15 protein-coding genes are annotated in these 18,426 nt (G+C 39.4%); 13 read left to right on the forward strand and 2 right to left on the reverse strand.

The features are described from left to right. Window positions 1–93 precede the first annotated feature (93 nt). Window positions 94–1,854 carry a pyruvate kinase gene (gene pyk / locus SFC47_RS20100; RefSeq protein WP_411256282.1) on the forward strand — a complete coding sequence of 587 codons (1,761 nt, stop codon included), beginning with the start codon at window positions 94–96 and terminating at the stop codon, window positions 1,852–1,854. 439 nt (window positions 1,855–2,293) lie between these two features. Beyond that, window positions 2,294–2,680 (forward strand): FxsA family protein, encoded by a 387-nt coding sequence (locus tag SFC47_RS20105; protein ID WP_411256221.1) that lies wholly within the window; start codon window positions 2,294–2,296, stop codon window positions 2,678–2,680. 33 nt (window positions 2,681–2,713) lie between these two features. On the opposite strand, the gene ytvI is transcribed toward SFC47_RS20105, so the two are convergent. Further along, window positions 2,714–3,832 (reverse strand): sporulation integral membrane protein YtvI, encoded by a 1,119-nt coding sequence (gene ytvI, locus SFC47_RS20110; RefSeq protein ID WP_411256222.1) that lies wholly within the window; start codon window positions 3,830–3,832, stop codon window positions 2,714–2,716. Window positions 3,833–3,928: 96 nt separating this feature from the next. Here ytvI and SFC47_RS20115 point away from each other — a divergent pair, with 96 nt between their 5' ends. The 11 genes from SFC47_RS20115 to coaE all read left to right on the forward strand — a co-directional run bounded on the left by SFC47_RS20115 (window position 3,929) and on the right by coaE (window position 16,411). Further along, entirely contained in the window at window positions 3,929–4,390 is a 462-nt protein-coding gene (locus SFC47_RS20115; RefSeq protein WP_411256223.1) for a DUF441 domain-containing protein, read from the forward strand. 372 nt (window positions 4,391–4,762) lie between these two features. Beyond that, window positions 4,763–5,881 (forward strand): citrate synthase, encoded by a 1,119-nt coding sequence (gene citZ / locus SFC47_RS20120; RefSeq protein ID WP_411256224.1) that lies wholly within the window; start codon window positions 4,763–4,765, stop codon window positions 5,879–5,881. A 143-nt stretch (window positions 5,882–6,024) separates the two neighbouring features. Continuing rightward, window positions 6,025–7,293, forward strand: coding sequence for an NADP-dependent isocitrate dehydrogenase (icd, locus tag SFC47_RS20125; RefSeq protein WP_411256226.1), 1,269 nt, complete (start codon window positions 6,025–6,027; stop codon window positions 7,291–7,293). A gap of 112 nt (window positions 7,294–7,405) precedes the next feature. After that, complete coding sequence (gene mdh / locus SFC47_RS20130) at window positions 7,406–8,344, forward strand: malate dehydrogenase (RefSeq protein WP_411256227.1); 939 nt, start codon at window positions 7,406–7,408, stop codon at window positions 8,342–8,344. Between the two features lie 78 nt (window positions 8,345–8,422). Beyond that, the gene (locus SFC47_RS20135) at window positions 8,423–8,899 is read left to right on the forward strand and encodes a MaoC/PaaZ C-terminal domain-containing protein (RefSeq protein ID WP_411256228.1); all 477 of its coding nucleotides are present in this window, start codon (window positions 8,423–8,425) and stop codon (window positions 8,897–8,899) included. Window positions 8,900–9,023: 124 nt separating this feature from the next. Next, window positions 9,024–9,740, forward strand: a complete 717-nt coding sequence (locus SFC47_RS20140) for a response regulator transcription factor (protein ID WP_411256230.1) — start codon at window positions 9,024–9,026, stop codon at window positions 9,738–9,740. Further along, complete coding sequence (gene pnpS / locus SFC47_RS20145) at window positions 9,737–11,500, forward strand: two-component system histidine kinase PnpS (RefSeq protein ID WP_411256231.1); 1,764 nt, start codon at window positions 9,737–9,739, stop codon at window positions 11,498–11,500. Before SFC47_RS20140 ends, pnpS begins: the two co-directional genes overlap by 4 nt. A gap of 18 nt (window positions 11,501–11,518) precedes the next feature. Next, the gene (gene polA, locus SFC47_RS20150; RefSeq protein WP_411256232.1) at window positions 11,519–14,152 is read left to right on the forward strand and encodes a DNA polymerase I; all 2,634 of its coding nucleotides are present in this window, start codon (window positions 11,519–11,521) and stop codon (window positions 14,150–14,152) included. Between the two features lie 77 nt (window positions 14,153–14,229). Continuing rightward, window positions 14,230–15,057, forward strand: coding sequence for a DNA-formamidopyrimidine glycosylase (gene mutM / locus SFC47_RS20155; RefSeq protein ID WP_411256284.1), 828 nt, complete (start codon window positions 14,230–14,232; stop codon window positions 15,055–15,057). A gap of 90 nt (window positions 15,058–15,147) precedes the next feature. After that, the gene (gene ytaF, locus SFC47_RS20160; protein ID WP_411256233.1) at window positions 15,148–15,789 is read left to right on the forward strand and encodes a sporulation membrane protein YtaF; all 642 of its coding nucleotides are present in this window, start codon (window positions 15,148–15,150) and stop codon (window positions 15,787–15,789) included. Between the two features lie 19 nt (window positions 15,790–15,808). Next, window positions 15,809–16,411 carry a dephospho-CoA kinase gene (coaE, locus tag SFC47_RS20165; protein ID WP_411256234.1) on the forward strand — a complete coding sequence of 201 codons (603 nt, stop codon included), beginning with the start codon at window positions 15,809–15,811 and terminating at the stop codon, window positions 16,409–16,411. 978 nt (window positions 16,412–17,389) lie between these two features. Here the strand turns inward: coaE and SFC47_RS20170 are convergent. Next, on the reverse strand, window positions 17,390–18,289 hold the full coding sequence (locus SFC47_RS20170; protein WP_411256236.1) for a nuclease-related domain-containing protein: 900 nt from the start codon (window positions 18,287–18,289) through the stop codon (window positions 17,390–17,392). Window positions 18,290–18,426: the final 137 nt, after the last annotated feature.

Here is an 18,426-nt window from a genome sequence, read left to right on the forward strand (position 1 = left end):
CATAATCTTGCTCTGGGCGCCACCGGCTCGTCATACGTTAGCCGCCGGTGAACGTGCGCCCTGTGCTTTTTAATTTAGGAGGAAACAAAGATGTTGCGTAAAACAAAAATCGTATGTACGATTGGCCCTGCAAGTGAAAGTGTAGAAAAATTAACTCAATTGATAGAAGCAGGAATGAATGTAGCCCGCTTGAATTTTTCCCATGGTGATTTCCAGGAGCACGGACAGAGAATTCAAAATATCCGCGAAGCATCTAAATTAACGGGTAAGACCGTTGCGATTCTTTTGGATACAAAAGGTCCAGAAATCCGTACAAATAATATGGTTAACGGTGCAATTGAACTTAAATCAGGGGATAATATTACCATTTCAATGACAGAAGTAGAAGGTACTACTGAAAAGTTTTCCGTTACATACCCAGGATTAGTAGAAGACGTTCATGTAGGATCAAAAATATTACTAGATGACGGTCTAATTGGATTAGAAGTTCTAAATATTGATAAACAGCAAAACGAAATTCAAACAAAAATTCTTAACAGCGGAACATTAAAGAACAAAAAAGGCGTTAACGTTCCAGGCGTATCAGTAAAGCTTCCGGGTATTACGGAAAAAGATACGAATGATATCATTTTCGGAATTGAGCAGGGTGTTGATTTCATTGCTGCTTCCTTTGTACGCCGTGCGAGCGACGTACTAGAAATCCGTCAGCTGCTAGAAGAAAAACAGGCAACGCACATCCATATTATTCCTAAGATTGAAAATCAAGAAGGCGTCGATAATATTGATGAAATTCTTGAGGTTTCTGATGGTTTAATGGTCGCTCGTGGAGATTTAGGTGTAGAAATCCCAGCGGAGGAAGTACCACTAGTACAAAAAATGCTAATCAAGAAATGTAATACACAAGGGAAACCTGTTATTACGGCTACACAAATGCTTGATTCGATGCAGCGTAATCCGCGTCCGACACGTGCAGAAGCAAGTGATGTAGCGAATGCAATTTTTGATGGCACGGATGCAATTATGCTATCTGGTGAGACGGCAGCGGGTGTATACCCAGTTGAAGCGGTACAAACGATGCACAATATTGCATCAAGAGCCGAACAAGCATTAGATCACAAAGAAATCTTATCTGCCCGCAGTAAAGATTCAGAACACAATCTTACTGATGCTATTGGCCAGTCCGTTGCACATACTGCATTAAATCTTGATGTGAATGCTATTATTACACCAACTGAAAGCGGACATACCGCTAGAATGATTTCAAAATACCGTACAAAGGCTCCAATCGTGGCTGTTACAGCAAACGAGCAGGTTTTCCGTCGTTTAGCACTTGTATGGGGTGTATATCCTCAGTTAGGAAGAATCTGCAGTTCTACTGACGAAATGCTGGATAGCGCTGTTGAAGAAAGTGTGAATAGCGGTATTGTCAAACATGGTGACTTAGTTGTGATTACAGCTGGTGTTCCAGTTGGTGAAGCTGGCACAACCAACCTGATGAAGATACATGTTGTTGGGGATGTTATTACGAGAGCACAGGGAATCGGGCGCAAATCTGCTTTTGGCAAAGTTGTTATTGCCAATAATGCAAAAGAGGCTCTTGAAAAAGTTAAGCCAGGTTCGATTTTAATTACACTGGGTTCAGATCGTGATATGATGCCGGCCATTGAAAAATGTGCTGCTTTGATTACACAGGAAGGCGGGTTAACCAGCCATGCAGCCGTTGTAGGGCTTAACCTTGGAATTCCAGTAATCGTAGGAGTAGAAAATGCATTAGAACTATTTAGAGAGGGTCAAGAAATTACAGTTGACGCTGCTCGAGGTGTAATCTATAACGGGCATGCGAGTGTCCTTTAAAAGATAAAAAATAGCAAGGGTTTCTGCCCTTGCTATTTGCTTTTCTTCGGATTGGGTATCAAACCATTTCCGATTACTCGTATCGACTTTTGCGTAGAATGAGAATTCATAAGCGGAGAATTTCCGTCTAATGTATAAAAGGTAAGCTTAAGTAGTGGAAATAAGCGGAGATATTCCGGTTAACTGCTCTAAATAAGACAAAATTTAGAGATTTTGTTAATATAAGCGGAAAACTTCCCTTTATAATTAAGGAAATATGGGTATTTCACAATTTAGACGGAAATTCTCCGGTTATTTTTTCAAACACAGTGAAATCAACATTCGATTATAGCGGAGCCTAACCAATATTGTTTGCAAACCGTTCCTTTTTCTATATTTCAGCATGTTTTCCTAATTCCGTTGTATAATGTAAACAAGCTGGTTTAAAGGAGTAAAGAAAATGCGCTATTTGGCCCTATTAATTATAGTATTACCCGCAATAGATATTGGAGTTCTGTTGTTATCAGGTAAAACGATTGGTTTTTTTCCAACGATTGCTTTTATAATTTTAACAGGTGTTATCGGAGCTTATTTAGCAAAGAGAGAAGGCCTGCAGACAATCAAAAGAGTTCAGGAGCAGCTATCCTACGGACAAATTCCTGGTGATTCGCTCCTAGACGGCATTTGTATTTTGATTGGCGGCACCCTGTTGTTAACACCAGGGTTTATTACTGATATTTTCGGATTCTTTTTGTTGTTTCCTCCAACTAGGAAGCCCTTTAAATTTTTAATGATCAATGCTTTACGTAAGAGAATTGAAAGAGGAAATATAAAAATTATTAAATAAAAAAAGTCAACTTCACAATCGAAGTTGACTTTTTTATTGCCCCTCTTTTCCTTTAATAAATGCCCATAGGTCGTGAAATACATTTGCCCGGTATAGGGTGCTTAAGATAACCAAGGTAACAGGCCCGACAATCAACCCTAAGAACCCGATCAATTTAAAGCCGACAAACAAAGCGATTAACGTGGCTAGAGGATCTAATCCAATATTGGAGGAAAGAATTTTGGGCTCCATAATTTGTCTTTGAACAATAACAAGCAAATAAAGAACACCTAAACCAATCGCAAGACCCATTTCTCCTGTAATAACCTCATAAATAATCCATGGTACAAAAACAGCCCCGGTACCCAGGTAGGGAATAATATCAACAATACCCGTTATCAAAGCGATGGTAATCGCATAATCAACCCGCAGGACTAAGAGACCGATTAATATAATGACAGTTGTTATGGAGATGAGGGTCAATTGAGCCTTAAGAAAGCCAAATAATGCTTTCTGCAAATCGATAAAAACCGTTTTACCACTTGATTTAGCCTTTTCAGGTAAGACCTTACTGCCAATTCGAGATAATCTCTCCCAATCCTTACTAATAAAGAAGGTTGCTAGGAAGGAAAAGATTAAAACAGTTGCGGCATTTGGGAACCATGATAAAATCATCGGAATGTTGCCAAATAAATTTTGGAGGAAACTTCCAACAGTACTTCCAATGGTCGTTCCTACATTCTCTATATTCGTTATGATTGTATTTTGCTGCCCGTCTTCTAATTGATTAAACATACTAGTTAATTGATTATAAAGTGGTATTATTTGAGCAGTAATAAATTTCTCAATGTAGCTTATTAAGGTATCCAAATGCTCTGGAACCACTCTGGCCAGGTAGTTTGCTCCCGAGACGATTTCAGCTACTAATAGAGTAATCAAGCCGGCACAAAAGGCGAAAATACTGATTAATGCTACAAAAACTGCCAGGCCTCTAGGTATGCGAAGCTTTTTTTCAAAAATGTTAACAATTGGATTAATAAAAAATGCAATTACTAAGGCAATTAGAAATGGATAGGTCACTTTTGACAAATAATAAAATGATATAAATGCGAGGACAACGATGGTGATGACCAATAAGAATCGTAACGTTCGATATAAGTACTTTTTCTCCAATAACATGCCTCCTTTACTGTTATACAGTCAGCTCTAGTTTAACATTTTTTGGACAATGCTGCATGATTTTCCATCTAAAATAGAAAGGATGAGTGTATGTTTAATCAGTCATTATTGTTTTTGTTACTGTTATTGCTTATTGGACTTATTGTAAAAAACAACTCATTGCTGATTGCCATTATTGTATTAATCGTATTAAAATTAGGGGGTCTGGATTCAAAAACCTTTGCCTTTATACAGAGTAAAGGAATTAATTGGGGAGTCACTGTTATTACCATTGCCGTGTTAGCACCAATTGCATCTGGAGAAATAGGTTTTAAAGATTTATCTAGTGCTTTTAAATCACCTCTTGCATGGGTAGCTCTTATTTCTGGTATGATTGTCGCACTGTTAGCAAAAGGTGGAGTTTCTTTGCTGGAGCATGACCCTCATATTACAACAGCATTAGTTTTGGGTACAATTTTATCAGTTTCAATTTTCAAAGGCGTAGCAGTAGGACCTCTGATCGGTGCTGGAATAGCTTATACAGCTATGAAAATAATTGATTTTTTTAGTTAGCTATTTTGTAAAATAATATTTTTTTGAACTTTTCAGCTCCTTTTCGTTCACAAAAATCTGATAATTGTTTATAATAGGACTTGAAAGCGCATCCTTTTTTACATAAGTCACATAAATATGCTAGATTACTTGTAATATAACTTTTTTACAAAAGAAAAGTTACTTTACTTGTTGGACCAATCCCGAGCAAGCGCTCAGGTCTAGTCATTTGTTAAAAAGAGGCGCGCATATTCATTCTTAGATAATGTTTGAAATGAAGAATTTTCTTTCAACATAGCTGTGGCCGATAGCTGGTTTTAGCTGATAAAATACTTCTTTTTACAAATGGGTAATGGGTAGTGGGGAAATTAGAATGAGAAGGAGAGATTTTCTATGACAGTAACACGTGGTCTTGAAGGGGTAGTGGCAACAACGTCTTCTATCAGCTCAATCATTGATGATACGTTAACGTATGTTGGGTATGATATTGATGACTTAGCTGAAAATGCCAGCTTTGAAGAAGTGATTTATTTACTATGGCACCGCAGGCTGCCAACTGCGCCTGAATTAGCAGAATTACAAAAGCAGCTTTCTGAGAATGCTGCACTTCCACAAGAAGTGATTGAGCATTTTAAGATGTATCCTATTGATAAGGTCCATCCAATGGCTGCGCTCCGTTCAGCTGTTTCATTATTAGGGCTTTATGATGAAGATGCAGACTTAATGGATTCTGAGTCAAACTATCAAAAGGCAATTCGACTTCAAGCAAAGATGCCTGCGATTGTAACAACTTTTGCACGCGTTAGAAAAGGTCTTGAACCGATTGCTCCTCGAACCGATTTAAGTTTCGCTGCTAACTTCCTTTATATGCTGACTGGGAGTGAGCCTGACGAGATTGCAGTAAAAGCGTTAGATAAAGCACTTGTTTTACATGCAGATCATGAGCTTAATGCATCTACCTTTACAGCAAGAGTTTGTGTGGCGACTTTATCAGATGTTTATTCTGGTGTAACTGCTGCAATTGGAGCGCTTAAAGGACCTCTGCACGGTGGTGCAAACGAAGCAGTAATGAAAATGCTAAAAGAAATTGGTACAATTGAAAATGTTGAGCCATATGTTCGCGGAAAACTTGAGAAGAAAGAAAAAATCATGGGATTTGGCCACCGCGTTTATCGTCAAGGTGATCCTCGTGCTAAGCATCTAAGAGCAATGTCTAAAAAGTTAACAGAGTTAACAGGTGAACCACATTGGTATGAAATGTCTGAAAAAATCGAAAGCATCGTGACTGGCGAAAAGAAATTACCGCCAAACGTTGATTTCTATTCAGCGTCTATGTACCACAGCTTAGGCATTGACCATGATTTATTTACACCTATCTTTGCAGTAAGCAGAGTTTCCGGATGGCTTGCACACATACTAGAGCAGTATGATAATAACCGTCTAATTCGTCCACGTGCTGAGTATACAGGTCCTGGCATGCAGACATATGTTCCAATTAACCAAAGAGGGTAATATCATTTTACTTTTACCCGAAAAATTGTTCTAATAAGATTGTATGAAAAGGTTAAAGATTGCAAATCTTTAACCTTGGATTCAACTTTATTACCACCACGCAATTGAGAAATACCATCGTACATAATAGGAGGAGAACAACTATGCAAGGCGAAAAAATTACAGTAACAAACGGAGTATTAAACGTACCTAACAATCCAATTATCCCATTCATCGAAGGTGATGGTATTGGACCAGATATCTGGGCAGCTTCTGAGCGAGTATTAAACGCAGCAGTAGAAAAAGCTTATAAAGGCGAGCGCCAATTAGTTTGGAAAGAAGTTTTAGCGGGAGAAAAGGCATTTAACCAAACGGGAGAATGGCTTCCAAAAGAAACTCTTGATTTAATCAACGAATATTTAATCGCAATTAAAGGCCCTCTTACTACTCCTGTTGGCGGCGGAATTCGTTCATTGAACGTTGCACTTCGTCAAGAGTTAGATTTATTTGTTTGCTTGCGTCCAGTAAGATGGTTTGAAGGTGTTCCTTCTCCAGTTAAGCGTCCGCAAGATACAGACATGGTTATTTTCCGTGAAAACACAGAAGATATTTATGCAGGTATTGAATATGAAAAAGGCACGGAAGCAGTTAAGAAGGTAATTGATTTCCTACAAAACGAAATGGGTGTTAACAAAATCAGATTCCCAGAAACTTCAGGTATCGGTATTAAACCTATTTCTGAAGAAGGAACATCTCGTCTAGTACGTGCGGCAATTAATTATGCAATTAAAGAAGGCCGTAAATCTGTAACACTTGTTCACAAAGGAAATATTATGAAATTCACAGAAGGCGCGTTCAAAAACTGGGGTTATGAGCTTGCTGAAAAGGAATTCGGCGATAAAGTATTTACTTGGAACCAATATGACCGCATTAAAGCTGAAGATGGAACTGACGCTGCAAATAAAGCGCAGGCAGATGCAGAAGCAGCAGGAAAGATTATCGTAAAGGATGCAATTGCTGATATCTTCTTACAGCAAATTCTTACTCGTCCACGTGAGTTTGATGTTGTTGCAACAATGAACTTAAATGGAGACTTCATTTCTGATGCACTTGCAGCACAAGTCGGCGGAATTGGTATCGCTCCAGGAGCAAACATCAACTATGAAACAGGACACGCTATTTTTGAAGCAACACATGGTACTGCACCTAAATATGCAGGACTTGATAAAGTAAATCCTTCATCTGTTATCCTTTCAGGGGTATTGCTGCTTGAGCACTTAGGCTGGAATGAAGCAGCTAATATGGTTATTAAATCAGTAGAAAAAACAATTGCTTCTAAAGTAGTAACTTATGACTTCGCGCGTCTTATGGACGGGGCAACAGAAGTTAAAACATCTGAATTTGCAGATGAATTAATTAAGAACATGGAATAATAAAAAAGGCATTACGCACCTAGAGGCTAAAATCTACAAGGATAATCAGGGCTGTTTTTAAAACAGCCCTTTCGACTATCGACAATAATACTTTCAAAGGGGAGAGTTTAATATGTCTTTAAAGCGTAAAAAGGTTTCCGTAATTGGCGGAGGTTTCACTGGTGCTACCACTGCGTTCTTACTGGCGCAAAAAGAATTAGGCGATGTCGTTTTAGTTGATATCCCTCAAATGGAAAACCCTACAAAAGGAAAAGCTTTAGATATGCTTGAAGCAAGTCCTGTTCAGGGGTTTGATGCGAATATCACTGGTACATCTAATTACGAAGACACTCGTGATTCAGATATCGTTGTGATTACGGCAGGTATTGCCCGTAAACCAGGAATGAGCCGTGATGATTTAGTTCAGACAAACCAAAAAGTAATGAAGAGTGTAACAGAGCAAATTGTGAAGTACTCTCCTAATTGTACAATTCTTGTATTAACAAACCCAGTTGACGCCATGACTTATACCGTTTTCAAAACATCTGGATTCCCTAAGAATCGTGTTATTGGCCAGTCTGGTGTACTTGATACAGCTCGTTTCCGTACATTTGTCGCACAGGAATTAAATCTTTCTGTAAAAGACATTACCGGATTTGTTTTAGGCGGCCACGGAGATGATATGGTACCGCTTGTACGGTATTCTTATGCTGGCGGAATTCCATTGGAAACGTTACTTCCTAAAGATCGCATTGAAGCGATTGTCGAGCGTACCAGAAAAGGCGGAGGCGAAATCGTTAACCTTTTAGGAAATGGCAGTGCTTATTATGCACCAGCAGCATCACTTGTTGAAATGTGTGAAGCCATCCTAAAAGACCAGCGCCGTGTTCTTCCTGCTATTGCTTATTTAGAAGGAGAATTCGGTTACGAAGGTATCTATCTTGGAGTTCCAACTATCCTTGGTGCGAACGGAATTGAAAAAATAATCGAACTTGATCTAACTGCTGAAGAAAAGGCTGCGTTAGATAAGTCGGTTGAATCAGTTCAAAATGTTATGAAAGTTTTAGTGTAAACTAGACAAATTCGGGGGAAACTTTTCCCCGAATTTTTTCTCACTATAAATGAAAACGTTTACAAAGGAGCGTACAGCATGCTTTTAGGGAAAAAAAGAAAACTAGGCAGAGAAATGAAAGAAATCTCAGTCGGAGAGAAACTAGCATTAACAGAAACAGTTGAAGATAAAGACATACTTCTTTATTTAGGTTTAACGGATGATGCCAATCCTCTCTATATTCAGCACGATTACGCATCCCAGACACCCCATAAAAAACCGGTTGTTCCAAGCATTATGCTGACTGGAATGATTACCTCGGCTGTTTCTAAGTACTTACCAGGACCAGGCAGTCATATCATCAGCCAGGAAATTCACTTTCCCAAGCCAGTTTATCATTACGGCACAGTCCACTTACTATTAGAAATTGTCGGAGTTAACCAGGATGAACATACAGTGATGATGACGGTAGTTGGAACAAATGAAAAAGACGAAGTCGTCATAAATGGAAAACTTACTGTTTGTCCTCCTTTTCGCTTAGAGGGCATGCATGCAGGAGTCCTCGATAATTTCTAACACAAACAAGGAATGTCATCTACATTCCTCTTTTTTTTGTCTCAAGGTAGATAGTGGGTATTCTTTTTATTTCTATATTATAATGGAGTGAGGTGGGAAAACTAGATAACTTTCGGAGGTATTTATGAAGAATAAGGTACTGGTTGTAGACGATGAACAGTCAATCGTAACATTGCTTCAATATAATTTGGAACAGGCGGGTTATGAGGTTATCACCGCAATGGATGGATTAACGGGCAAACAATTAGCTGAAAGCATGGCACCAGATATTATCGTATTAGATTTGATGCTTCCGAACATGGACGGAATCGAAGTATGCAAAGAGCTCCGTCAGCAGAAGATCATGACTCCTATTCTTATGTTAACAGCAAAGGATGATGAGTTTGATAAAATACTAGGCCTCGAGCTGGGTGCTGATGATTATATGATCAAGCCATTTAGTCCAAGAGAAGTGGTTGCCAGGGTAAAGGCAATTCTTAGAAGAGCTCAAATGCAGCCTAATAGTTTTGAAGTAGAGCAAAGCGATGGCTCGACGATTATTATTGGCAACCTTCAAATCTTCCCTGACAAGTATGAAGCTTATTTTAATAATCAGCAATTAGAACTAACGTTAAAGGAATACGAACTGCTGCATTATTTAGCTCAAAACAAAAATCGGGTATTAACGCGGGATCAATTATTAAGCGCTGTATGGAATTATGAATTTGCTGGCGATACTCGTATTGTAGATGTTCATATATCACATCTGCGTGAAAAAATTGAACAGGATACGAAGAAACCAGTTTACATTAAAACCGTACGAGGTCTAGGCTATAAACTTGAGGAGCCGAAGTTAGAATGAACAAATTCCACACAAAACTTCTAATTGCCCTAATAACGCTAATCATTATTGGCTTAATTGGTCTGGAAATTTTGTTAGGCCAGCTTTTTAAAAGTAACTACCTGGATACATATAATGAACGCTTAAATAAAGAAAGCAATCTCTTAAGTATGTATATTGAAAATAATGGCGGTGTACAGGCAATAGACCAAGAGGAAGTTATGAAAATAAGTAAAATCCTCAATGTCAGACTTGCCATTACAGATACCAAAGGAGTACTCCTTTTTGACAGCGGTCAAACGGCGACATCCAATATTAACGGATTAAAAGAAAATATTAATGAAGTGATAAAAGAAAAACCAACTAATGAAACGAAGCTGGTTGAGCATAAAGATTATGACCTGCATTACTCATGGAAGCCTATTTTACATGCTGGTGAGGAAGAAGGCTACCTGTTCGTCATCACAAAAACGAGTGAGCTTAAAAAAGCTTACAGTCAAATTTGGTGGATTCTATCCATTAGTGTTGTGATTGTGCTGATTGTCTTTATATATATTGGCTATAGGATAACAGCGAGATACATGAAGCCTATAGAAGCAGCAACGAATGTTGCTATTGAGTTGGCCAATAGCAATTATCGCGCAAGGATCGAAAGTAACGAATTAAATGAAACGAGTAAGTTAACCTCTTCCATAAACATATTGGCCCAAAACCTACAAGAAATGAGTAAAGCTCAAGAAATACAGCAAGATCGTTTAAGTGCCTTGATTGAAAATATGGGTGCGGGACTATTATTAATTGATAGCAGGGGTTTTATCAATTTAGTAAATAAGGGATACGTAGAAATCTTTCATGTGAAAACAGAGAATTACCTGAACAAATTATATTATGAAGTCATACAGCAGGATGAAATCTGTTCTGTGATAGCGGAAGTTTTCCGTACAGAACAAAAAGTAAGGAAACATCTCCTTCTTCCATTGAGGATCGAGAGAAGATACTTTGATGTTTATGGAATTCCGATTATCGGGATTAATAATGCTTGGAAAGGTGTTCTTTTGGTTTTCCATGACATTACGGAAATTAAAAAGCTTGAACAAATGAGAAAGGATTTTGTTGCGAATGTTTCTCATGAATTGAAAACACCTGTTACCTCCATTAAGGGCTTTTCGGAAACGTTGATTGATGGTGCGATGCATAATCAAGATACACTTGAAGCATTTTTATCGATTATTAATAAAGAAAGCAATCGAATGCAGTCACTTATCCAGGATCTGCTCGATTTTTCAAAGATTGAGCAGCAGGAATTTAAGCTGAACATACAGGGGTTTGACCTTTATGAGCTCATAAAAGAAGTCATAACCATGCTGAATAAAAGAGCAAAATCAAAAGATATTCGTCTAGAACTTGAGTTTAATAGGGAAGAATTATATATACAAGGAGACCATGACCGCTTAAAGCAGGTATTTATCAATATTATTAGCAATGCAATTCTTTATACTCCGCCAAGAGGCTCTGTGACCGTAACCCTATTTGATTACGAAAAAAAAGTAAAAGTACATATAAAAGATACAGGTGTTGGAATAAAACAAGAGGAAATCCCTCGTATCTTCGAACGGTTTTATCGTGTGGACCGCGCAAGAAGCAGGGATTCTGGCGGGACGGGCCTTGGATTAGCGATTGTTAAACATTTAGTCGAAGCGCATCATGGAAACATCAGCGTGAAAAGCGCTCCAGGAGAAGGCAGTGAGTTTATCATCGAATTACATAAATATATGAATTAACCTGAAAGGGGTAAATGAATGGATAAGAAGAAGTTAGTATTAATAGATGGGAATAGTATTGCTTACCGTGCGTTCTTTGCACTGCCCCTCTTAAATAACGACAAAGGCATACACACCAATGCTGTATATGGATTTACCATGATGCTTAACAAGATTATGGAAGACGAAAAGCCAACCCATATACTTGTAGCTTTTGATGCAGGAAAAACAACATTCAGGCATAAGACTTTTGGTGAATATAAGGGAGGCAGACAAAAAACACCTCCAGAATTATCCGAACAATTCCCATATATTCGTGAGCTGCTGGATGTATACGGGATAAAACGCTATGAGCTTGAAAATTATGAGGCCGATGATATTATAGGTACTCTCTCATTAAATGCGGAAAAAGAAGGCTATGAAGTGAAGGTCATTTCAGGAGATAAGGATTTAACGCAGCTTTCCTCTCCGCATACAACGGTAGGTATTACCCGAAAAGGAATTACGGATATCGAGGAGTACACACCTCAGCACGTGATGGAAAAGTATGGCTTAGTACCTGAGCAAATTATCGATATGAAGGGGTTAATGGGCGACCCTTCCGATAATATCCCAGGAGTGCCAGGTGTCGGGGAAAAGACAGCAATTAAACTGCTCAAGGAATTCTCATCGTTAGAGAAATTATTAGAATCGATTGATCAAGTAACGGGAAATAAGTTGAAAGAAAAGCTTGAAGAATTTAAAGACCAAGCAAAAATGAGCAAAGAGTTGGCCACGATTGAACGCCAGGCCCCTATAGAAGTATCTGTGGAACATGCGTTTTACGAGGGCTTTGAACGAGAAAAGCTTGTAGCTTTATATAAAGATCTTGGCTTTCATTCGCTATTGGAAAAGCTGGGTGGAGATACATCGAGTAATGAACAGCTTGAACTTGAAGATATCGAGTTTGTGACGCCTGATGTAATCACCGATGATATGTTTACTGACGACAATTATTTTTATGTTGAAATGCTCGAAGATAACTATCACTATGCCGATATTATCGGTTTCTCACTTGTTAATGAAAAGGGTAATTATTATTTCCCAACGGAGCTGGCAGTCAAATCCGAGAGTTTAAAAAAATGGGCAGAAGATGAGACAAAAAAGAAAACTGTCTATGATGCAAAGCGGTCAGAGGTTTCTTTAAGAAGATATGATATCCATTTAAAAGGGGTTCACTTTGATACCTTAATGGCTTCATATATTATTAATCCTTCCGAAACTATTGATGACCTCTCAACGATTGCCAAAAAGTATGGGGTTCAACTCCAATCAGATGAGTCTTTTTATGGCAAAGGGGCAAAGCGGAAAATACCTGAAGCAGCACTCACAGCTGAGCACCTAGTTCGAAAAAGCTTGGCTATGTTTGATTTAAAGGAAAAACTAGAAGATGAATTAAAAACAAATGAACAATATGAATTGTTTACAGATCTGGAAATGCCATTATCGCTCATCTTAGCAGATATGGAATCCTGCGGCATAAAGGTGGACAAGGAACGCCTGCAAAGGATGGGCGGCGAAATTTATGACAGGCTAATTGAAATCGAAGGAAAAATCTATGAGTTAGCCGGAGAAAAGTTCAATATTAACTCAACCAAGCAATTGGGTGTGATTTTATTTGAAAAATTAAACCTGCCAGCTTTTAAGAAAACAAAAACAGGATATTCCACATCAGCAGATGTTTTAGAGAAATTAGCAAATGATCATGAAATTATTGACTATATTCTGCATTACAGACAGTTAGGCAAGCTTCAGTCCACCTATATCGAAGGTCTATTAAAGGTGATTAATCCAAAAACGGGCAAAGTTCATACACGCTATCAACAAACTTTAACAGCTACAGGCAGATTAAGCTCGATTGATCCGAACCTGCAGAACATTCCGATTCGATTAGAGGAAGGAAGAAAAATTCGCCAAGCTTTTGTGCCTTCTGAGCCAGGATGGATTATTTTTGCTGCTGATTATTCACAAATCGAGCTTAGGGTTTTGGCTGATATTGCCGGAGATGAAAAACTGATTCAAGCCTTTAAGGATGACCTGGATATTCACACAAAAACAGCGATGGATGTATTCCATGTTAGTGCCGATGAAGTAACCTCTAATATGAGAAGACAGGCAAAGGCGGTTAACTTTGGTATTGTCTATGGAATCAGTGATTATGGTCTTTCACAGAGCCTCGGAATTACCCGAAAAGAAGCAGGTTTGTTTATTGACCGCTATCTTACCAGTTATCCGGGAGTAAAAGAGTATATGGACGATATCATTCATTCTGCTAAACAAAAAGGCTATGTCTCTACCCTTCTGCAAAGACGAAGATATATTCCAGAGATTACACATCGGAATTTTAACATCAGAAGCTTTGCCGAGCGAACAGCAATGAATACACCAATTCAGGGAAGTGCAGCCGACATTATCAAAAAAGCGATGATTGATATGGCCGATGCCTTAAAAGACTATCGCTTAAAAACAAGACTGCTTCTCCAGGTGCACGATGAACTCATTTTTGAAGCACCAGAAGAGGAAATCGAAACGCTGAAGAAATTAGTTCCTTCGGTTATGGAAAATGCACTCGAATTAAAAGTGCCGCTTAAGGTGGACTATTCATATGGTCCAACGTGGTTTGATGCGAAATAGGAAAGCGGATGCGCCCTGTTGTGGGGCAGAAACTGATCCCTAAGGCGCTGCAGCTGGACAACAATAAGGAGGACGGTATGCCGGAGCTTCCAGAAGTCGAAACCGTAAGAAAAACATTAAAGAAACTTGTTTCGAATAAACAAATTGAGAATATAAGTGTTCATTGGCCAAAAATAATTAAGAATCCCGTTGAGGTTGAACAATTTAGTGACGCTCTTAAGGGTGAAACCATAGAGGACGTCGGCAGAAGAGGAAAGTTTCTAATCATTTATACCAATACCTTCGCACTCGTTTCCCATTTAAGGATGGAGGGAAAGTACGGTCTGTATCCAAAGGAAGAGCCGTACGATAAACATACTCATGTAATCTTTCACTTTACCGATGGCAGTGAATTACGGTACCGTGATGTTCGTAAATTTGGAACGATGCACCTTTATAAAAAAGGGGAGGAATTTCAAAGACCCCCGCTGATTGACCTCGGCCCAGAGCCGTTTTCAGAAGAGTTCACAAAGGATTACTTAGCTGAAAAGCTGAAAAAGACAACCAGGAAGCTGAAGCCTGCCCTCTTAGATCAAAAACTCTTTGTCGGACTAGGCAACATCTATGTTGATGAAGCTCTTTTTCGGTCTGGGATTCATCCTGAAAGGCTGGCTAATTCTTTGAGTGACGCTGAATTAACATCTTTGCATCAGGAAATTATTAAGACCTTGGAGGAAGCAGTGAAAAAAGGTGGAAGTACCATTCGCTCCTATGTGAACTCTCAAGGGGAAATTGGGATGTTCCAGCTTGAATTATATGCCTACGGCCGAAAAGGGGAAGAATGTAAAAAATGTGGAACCCCGCTTGAAAAAACAACCGTAGGCGGCCGTGGAACGCATTATTGTCCAAGCTGTCAAAAGCTATAAGCAAAAAGAAGTGAAAGAACAATTTAATAACAAAGGATAGGCTCCGCCCATATACTATCGTAGTGATTGACGGAAGGAGCCCTAGACATCATGTTTCAATTGTTCTCACTTCTCCTGCTGGCTTTTGCTCTCAGTCTTGATAGCTTTAGCGTAGGGTTTACGTATGGACTAAGAAAAATGGTACTGCCGCTTAAATCATTGCTCATTATTGCAACCTGTTCGGCCATTTCGTTAATGATTGCTGTGTCAATCGGTCATGCCCTGGAAAATATCCTCTCCCCTGCTATCACAGCAAGCCTTGGCGGTTTTATATTAATCGCTCTAGGGGCATGGGTATTATATCAATTCTTCAGGCCGGAAAAAGAAAAGGATTCAGATGTGCTCGAACATGAAAAGCTGATCATTAATTTTGAAATCCGCTCGTTAGGGATTGCCATAAATATTTTGAAAAAACCAATGTCAGCAGACTTTGACCGTTCTGGTACGATTACTGGAATCGAAGCATTTATGCTGGGCTTTGCCTTATCCATTGACGCCTTTGGTGCTGGAATTGGAGCAGCGATGCTTGGATTCTCCCCCTTTTATTTAGCACTAAGTGTTGCGGTTATGAGTTCCTTATTCCTGCTGTTAGGAATAAAAAGCGGTGCTTTATTTCACAAAATTAATTTGGTCCAAAAGTTTGCCTTTTTACCAGGGATTTTATTAATTATTATTGGTATTTTGAAATTATGAGCTTGGAAAGGAAAAGAGGATGTCACTAGTAATCGGATTAACAGGCGGAATAGCCAGTGGAAAAAGTACAGTTTCAAATATGTTAAAAGAATTGACCATTCCTGTCATTGATGCAGACGTAGAAGCCCGCCTTGCTGTGGATAAAGGTGAACCCGCTTATCTAAAGATCATTGCCGAATTCGGAGATGAGATTGTCCAGCCTGGCGGAGAGATTGACCGGCAGAAGCTGGGTTCGATTATTTTTCACAACGCTGAAAAACGACAGCTCTTAAATGGCATCGTCCATCCTGAAGTAAGAAGAAGGATGAATCATCAAGTAGAAGCAGCTAAATTAAGAGGGGAACCAGTGATTATCCTCGATATTCCGCTGCTGTTTGAAAGTAAACTCACACACATGGTCGAAAAAACGATCCTTGTCTATGTCGATAGAGACATCCAGCTGAAAAGACTGATGGAACGTAACGATCTATCAGTGGAAGAAGCAGAAGCAAGAATAAAATCACAAATGCCCCTTTCAGATAAAATACCATTAGCCGACGCCGTTATTAACAACAATGGCACGATTGCAGAATCCCAAAATCAGCTAATTGGGATTTTACAGGGGTGGGGGATTACAATTTAATGATACACTTTACGCGGAGAAGGGGTTAGCCCTTCTTTTTTTTGTAATTATTAATAGAAAAAGCGTGATTGTGCCCGATAGAGAAGCAGGAATGGAGTTTCGGTAACAATCAAGCTGTGGGATTGTGCCCGAAGTAGAAGCCAGAGTGGAGTTTCGGTAACAATCGAGCTGGGATTGTGCCCGGAGGAGAAGCAGGAGCAGAGGTTCGGTAACAATCGAGCCGGGATTGTGCCCGAAGGAGAAGCCAGAATGGAGTTTCGGTAACAATCGAGCTGGGATTGTGCCCGAAAGAGAGGCCGGAGTGGAGATTCGGTAACAATCGAGCTGGGATTGTACCCGAAAGAGAGGCCGGAGTGGAGATTCGGTAACAATCGAGCTGGGATTGTGCCCGAAGGAGAAGCCAGAATGGAGTTTCGGTAACAATCAAGCTGGGATTGTGCCCGAAAGAGAAGCTAGAGTGGACTTTCGGTAACAATCAAGCCGGGATTGTGCCCGAAAGAGAAGCCGGAGTGGAGGTTCGGTAACAATCGAGCTGGGATTGTGCCCGAAGGAGAAGCCAGAATGGACTTTCGGTAACAATCAAGCTGGGATTGTGCCCGAAGGAGAAGCCAGAATGGAGGTTCGGTAACAATCGAGCTGGGATTGTGCCCGAAGGAGAAGCCGGAGTGGAGTTTCGGTAACAATCGAGCTGGGATTGTGCCCGAAGGAGAAGCCGGAGTGGAGTTTCGGTAACAATCAAGCCGGGATTGTGCCCGAAGAAGAGGCCGGAGTGGAGTTTCGGTAACAATCGAGCTGGGATTGTGCCCGAGGGAGAAGCCAGAATGGAGTTTCGGTAACAATCAAGCAGGGATTGTGCCCGAAAGAGAGTCGAGAGCGGAGTTTCGGTAACAATCAAGCCGGGATTGTGCCCGAAAGAGAATACAAAAACAAACTTGGGTAACAATCATGAGATTGTTACCGAAGTTACCTTATAACCACCTATTCATAATAGCTTTCTTTAGTCTTTCCAATTGCCTTAAAGTTCTTCTTAAGAATCCTCCTAATAGTTTTAGTTGATGCAATCACCTTACACCAATCATGAACAAGATTAGTCGTTATTCGGATACCAGGAAACAATATCCCCAGCTCCTCAACACTCCGTAGTACCGCTGCTTCCACTCGTTCCTCACAACCGCAACTCTCACAAGTTATTATTGTTCGAGAGACAGAAACCGCAAAAGACCGGCAGGCTCCGCATTTCATTCCCTTCTGCAGCATTTCATAACTATAGGCGGGCAGCCGTACATAAGGATTTTCCGTTTTATGTAGAGTAACCAAAAGGTCAGCTAACTTTTCATGCTTGTCATTAAGTTTGGACACCTTCTTATTTAGTTTTTTAATAAAGGAATTAACTTGTGTAGGTAAGATGATTTGTGGGTTTTGTGTTGGCTGAAATAAGGTAAAGTCGGGGTTAACAAAAACAAGAAACGCATCAATGGGATAATTAAATCCATATTTTTGGAGTAATTGTCGAAGTGAGGAATGGCATCTATTCAACTGAAGCATAGGATCCTTCCTCTCAATACCGGTTATAGTTTTGAAGATGCCGGCGTCATAACAATATTCTCCTTCATAATATTTCACATCAATAAGGTAGACTCTTTCGTTAAAGATAATTAAAGTATCAATCTGGAATAGTGTGTCTCCCATTTCAAGCAGTAAATCATTAATCACCAAGGTATCTAAGTCTTGTATTAATGAGTCAAACATCACTTCGCCTTCATAACCCTTTTCTAAATTTGAAAGCTGCAGTTTTTCTTTATCAGACAAATTTTTTCTGTCGCTCATAATTCGCAAAATAACTAATTCAAGCGGTATAGGCCGAGTCTTTTTAAACATTGTCCACTTCCCTTCTTAGCTTAAATTTTATCCTAATTCCCTGCCAAAAAACATGGATGTTTTATTACAAATGAGCTATATGATAAAACATTTTAAAAAATCCGCACTTTATATATCACATATTAAAATAAATATGT

It is taken from the genome of Neobacillus niacini (assembly GCF_046591715.1).
Lineage (GTDB): Bacteria > Bacillota > Bacilli > Bacillales > Cytobacillaceae > Neobacillus > Neobacillus niacini_L.

What these genes read in the sequence shown, in the direction of transcription:
- polA (WP_411256232.1), top strand. Translation starts at nt 11,519, where the DNA reads ATGGATAAGAAGAAGTTAGTATTAATAGATGGGAATAGTATTGCTTAC.
- mutM (WP_411256284.1), top strand. Translation starts at nt 14,230, where the DNA reads ATGCCGGAGCTTCCAGAAGTCGAAACCGTAAGAAAAACATTAAAGAAA.
- pnpS (WP_411256231.1), top strand. Translation starts at nt 9,737, where the DNA reads ATGAACAAATTCCACACAAAACTTCTAATTGCCCTAATAACGCTAATC.
- icd (WP_411256226.1), top strand. Translation starts at nt 6,025, where the DNA reads ATGCAAGGCGAAAAAATTACAGTAACAAACGGAGTATTAAACGTACCT.
- SFC47_RS20105 (WP_411256221.1), top strand. Translation starts at nt 2,294, where the DNA reads ATGCGCTATTTGGCCCTATTAATTATAGTATTACCCGCAATAGATATT.
- SFC47_RS20115 (WP_411256223.1), top strand. Translation starts at nt 3,929, where the DNA reads ATGTTTAATCAGTCATTATTGTTTTTGTTACTGTTATTGCTTATTGGA.
- citZ (WP_411256224.1), top strand. Translation starts at nt 4,763, where the DNA reads ATGACAGTAACACGTGGTCTTGAAGGGGTAGTGGCAACAACGTCTTCT.
- ytaF (WP_411256233.1), top strand. Translation starts at nt 15,148, where the DNA reads ATGTTTCAATTGTTCTCACTTCTCCTGCTGGCTTTTGCTCTCAGTCTT.
- SFC47_RS20170 (WP_411256236.1), bottom strand. Translation starts at nt 18,289, where the DNA reads ATGTTTAAAAAGACTCGGCCTATACCGCTTGAATTAGTTATTTTGCGA.
- SFC47_RS20140 (WP_411256230.1), top strand. Translation starts at nt 9,024, where the DNA reads ATGAAGAATAAGGTACTGGTTGTAGACGATGAACAGTCAATCGTAACA.
- mdh (WP_411256227.1), top strand. Translation starts at nt 7,406, where the DNA reads ATGTCTTTAAAGCGTAAAAAGGTTTCCGTAATTGGCGGAGGTTTCACT.
- coaE (WP_411256234.1), top strand. Translation starts at nt 15,809, where the DNA reads ATGTCACTAGTAATCGGATTAACAGGCGGAATAGCCAGTGGAAAAAGT.
- SFC47_RS20135 (WP_411256228.1), top strand. Translation starts at nt 8,423, where the DNA reads ATGCTTTTAGGGAAAAAAAGAAAACTAGGCAGAGAAATGAAAGAAATC.